Origin of the sequence: Chitinophaga sp. (assembly GCF_035564935.1) — a bacterium.
Taxonomy (GTDB): domain Bacteria; phylum Bacteroidota; class Bacteroidia; order Chitinophagales; family Chitinophagaceae; genus Chitinophaga.
The window spans coordinates 1-4074 of the sequence record NZ_DATMTE010000192.1 but is presented as its reverse complement, the minus strand read 5'-3'; the positions used below and the strand labels follow the sequence as shown (position 1 = coordinate 4074).

Genomic DNA, 4074 nt, shown 5'->3' with positions numbered 1-4074 from the left:
CCGGCAATAGGCGCATTGAATGCGGCCGCTATCCCGGCTGTAGCGCCGGCTGCCAGTAACAGCGTACGCTCTTTATATCCAAGTTTATAGGTGCGCGCATAATTGGAACCCAGTGCAGCCCCGGTAACCGCTATGGGACTTTCCAGTCCGGCGGAGCCGCCAAGTCCTACGGTAATGGCGCTCTGCAATATCTGCGAGTACATTTTTACAGGTGGTATCAGGCTGGAGTTCCTCGCTATTTCATGCAAAATGACAGGTATCCCTTTCCTCGACTGTCCTTTGAAAAACCAGATCACCATAAGGGTGGTCAGTACAATTCCCAGGAATGGGAATACAATATAAAAGATCACCTGGGTGCTGAAATGCACTTTGTAAGTGATCACATAGTGAATATAATGGACCAGGCTTTTCAGAATTACGCCTGCCAATCCTGCAGAACATCCTACCAGTATACCCGAAAGCAGGAGGAACTGGTTACGGTTCATTTTGCTATGTAACCAGTGTAATATGAGTTCATAGCTTTTAGCGCTCTTTAAACTGTATTGCTCAAAATCTTTCCTGAATCGAAAAAAACTATGATATTTCCGCAGCCGGTTAAATTGACTCATGCGGCAAATTTAAGGATCAAAGTTCAATCAGGGCATAAACTTTATCGTTCATGTAAGGACCGCCGGGGCGACGAGCCGTATAATCCAGGTTAATCCAGTACTCCCCTTTCAGCTCGTGGTAATATATTTCTTTTACGGCCGGTTTGGGGAAAAGCGTGATGATGGCCTGTTTCATGATTTCAAATTCTTCCTTGTCGCCGCAATACAGTTCAGGGTAGGCGTGGCCTTTAATCAGTACAATACGGCACCGGGCGCCGATAGACTGTAAGCAGGAGGCCATCAGGATGGAATGATCGTCACAGTCGCCACCCAGCCCATTCTGAATAGTTTCCTGTGCGGTAGCGAAATATTCATCCCGCCGGGAGTCCAGTACATATTTAAACTGGCTGTTGATAAAACGGAACAGGGAAAGGAACCGGGTTATTTTTCCATATTTATAAAAGTATTCGTCGTAATAATCCAGGGAATGCTTTACGGAGAAATTGCGGACCACCGAATCCTGGTAATTGATCTTTTCCTTTATGCCACGTACGGTTTTATCGCGGTAGCTTTCCACCCTTCTCGGGTATAAACTAAGGATATCCAGCTGTTTGCTGCCTTTGGTGTTGAGGTTGCCCTGCACCATTCCTTTATAATCGTTCAGTACATTATAAAAGGTGTAGCGGTCGGTGAGTTTATTCACTACCAGCACCGTGCACATTACCAAAAATACCGGGATGATGAGAGGTCTGAAGATCCAGCGGAGGAGATAAACAAGGATGAAACTTCCTGCTACGGCCAATAGCAGATCGATGTGCCAGCCATTCAGCATGAGAGGCGGCGTAAAGCGGTTGATATAGGGTGCCAGCAATAATAACGTCAACAGGCTCAGTGTGTTGAACAATATTTTCTGTACTACGGTATATTTGCTTTCGTCTATGGCCATTATGCTACGCAATAAAGCAAAATTATGCCATAATCACCTCGCAAAATTTGAAACGGCCTGTTTAAATGAGGTACTTTTCCTGATGAGTTCTATTTGTTGAACGGTATCATTTTTTTGTTTGTCCATCTGCAGCTGCTGATAGATCTTATTCAGCAGGCCGAAATTCATCAGTGCCAATACTTTGAAATCCAGCTTCTGCGCATTTTCCACGGCGGTTTCTGCCGTGCGGATGGCTTTATTAAATTCGTGTTCGTTAAAATATACGCCGGCGTAAAGCAGTTTCTGAACAGACTCCAGGTATTTTCCGCCGAAGTAATCAACAGAATATTTTTTGATCACCTGGTCGGTGTGCCGGCAGATGCGCGCTGCAGATGCTGTTTGACCTAAGCCAAGGTAGGCTTGTGCCTGCCAGCAGAGTAAGGTGAGGCGCAGCGAATCTGTTTTACGGTGTTGCAGGGAAGGATATGTTTCAAAGATCCGCGTGGTAAAGCTCAGCAGGTGCTCATTATCGCCCAGCAGGGTGAAAACGATGCCCATATTGCGGAATACAATTTCCTGTGGTTCGGTAATGGGCTTCTTGCCGCCGCCGGTCCAGTAGCGGAAATAATTATAGATCTTCTCCCTGATATCTTCATTGATAATACCAAATTTGAGGAACTCATAAATGAAGAGCTGGATTTCATAAGGTGTTACCCAAAGTTCATCTTCAAATTCATCCGCTGCGTAGATCTTTTTGATATTATTGAGTTCTATTTCACATTGTTCTGCATCCAGTTGCAGCAATGCCATGGTGAACAGTTTGCTTCTGATCTTCAGTTTATCTTCCCGGGCTTCGGCAAGTCCCAGCAAAGCGGTAAGTACTTTGCGTTTTCTGAAATGAATAAATTCGTCACTGATAAAGGGGCCAATAGGGTTTTTCTTGAAGAAGCCCGCCGGGAAGATGGATTTAAGTTCACCCTGGTTGTTGCCGTCGTGCTGGTAATGTAATACCAGGTACTCCAGCAGGTGTGATTTTTCTATGTTGGATAATGGTAAATGCAACATCTTGATGATGCCGTCGATCTGCGCATGGTTAATGGCGTAGCGGAGCAGCCATCTGAATACGCCTATCCGGTAGGGCGATTGTGGCAGGTGTTCGAGTATTGCCATCAGCATGGGTTCATTTATTTCCTGGCCGTTTTCTTTCAGATAATGCATGGCCACAAAATATTCGAGCAGCATGGTATGGGCAAAGCGCACCTTCACATTGAACATAATTTCCTGGCTCAGGTTTTCTTCTACCAATATATTATCTGCCAGCAATTCTTTATAGGCAGGGAACAGTTCCGCGTTTTGGGTGAGCAGCAGGTTTTTATCCGCATAGATCCCTGTTCTGCCGAGGTCGAGCAGGGTCAGTAATTTTTCAATGATTTTTATTTTGAAAGCATTGCTTTGGGAATTGAATACGCGGTTCTGGATAAAGCGCGATACAATTTCGAATAAGCTGAGATGTTCGTCTACAAAGGTTTGATCCGGGCCGCTGTTGAGCTGGCAAAATAGCTGCAGGTAATATGGATAGCGCAGTTTTTGCAGGAAATTTTCAGAGAACAGGCGCACGGTGGCGGGATCGAACTGGTGGTTATAGAGAATAGATTTTACTTCCTGTTCCGTAAGCCGTGGCATGTTGATATTGGTTTCCTCATCCATTTCGGCGCCCAGGTACCAATACCGCCGGAAGGCAGGGTATTGCTGGGAGTGCTGGAATATTTCGGCCCAGGTACTGCTCCTGATAGAAAGGATCACTTTCACCCAGGGGTACAGATCATTGGAGTATACAAAATCTTCCAGTTTGGAATACAGTAACCGGAGTTTTTCACCGGCTACAGCAATTTCATCAAACCCGTCTATTATTAATATAAGACGTCCGCCTTTTTTATCGAAGTGACTGGAGAAGTATTCCCGGAAGTTTTCGCCGTTACCCAGGTTCATCTGGTTATCCAGCCAGGAAGAGAGTGAGAATCCTTTCAACAGAAGGCTTCCAGCTGCGTGTGCGTGTATAAACCAGCAAACGTCCTGTTTATACCGGGCTTCTTTGCCAAACCAGCAATGTTCGGCCAGGTGCACCAATGCGAGCGACTTACCCCATCCTGAAGGCGCTATTAAAGCGGTGGCAGCATAGTCGCTTTCCAGGAATTTTTCGATGTGGGCGTTACAGAAAGGTCTGTGAACAGTATACGGGAAGGCAATACCAGAGCGGTTCTTGAGGGTGAGCATGGTATAATGGGAAACAGCATCTGCCTTGTTCTTCAAGTCAGACCATTTGCTATTATCCAATGCTGCGGCTGAAGTAGACGCATTGGTTGTTTTCGAAGCGGTGTTTAGCTTCCGGTAGTGATGTTGCTGAAAATCTTCCCAGTCTTTATACTGGCAATATTGCGAAAGTGTATTCAAGGTATATCTGGAGAAGCTGTGTTGAGCAACAGCAAATCCGAACACCCTTTTCAGCGTAGTTTCGCTTACCAGTTTCGTAGTGTTATCCAATATGGACTGAGAGAGATGTTT

At 45.6% G+C, this 4074-nt stretch carries 2 protein-coding genes and 1 pseudogene; all 3 read right to left on the bottom strand.

Annotation, left to right across the window (positions count from 1 at the left end; genetic code table 11):
- Positions 1 to 608 (bottom strand): chloride channel protein (locus VN105_RS04985; protein ID WP_325638533.1); only part of this gene is annotated, 608 nt, incomplete at its 3' end.
- A 16-nt stretch (positions 609 to 624) separates the two neighbouring features.
- Complete coding sequence (locus VN105_RS04980) at positions 625 to 1545, bottom strand: transglutaminase domain-containing protein (RefSeq protein ID WP_325638531.1); 921 nt, start codon at positions 1543 to 1545, stop codon at positions 625 to 627.
- Between the two features lie 21 nt (positions 1546 to 1566).
- Positions 1567 to 4074 (bottom strand): annotated as a pseudogene (locus tag VN105_RS04975) (hypothetical protein); the annotation flags it as partial.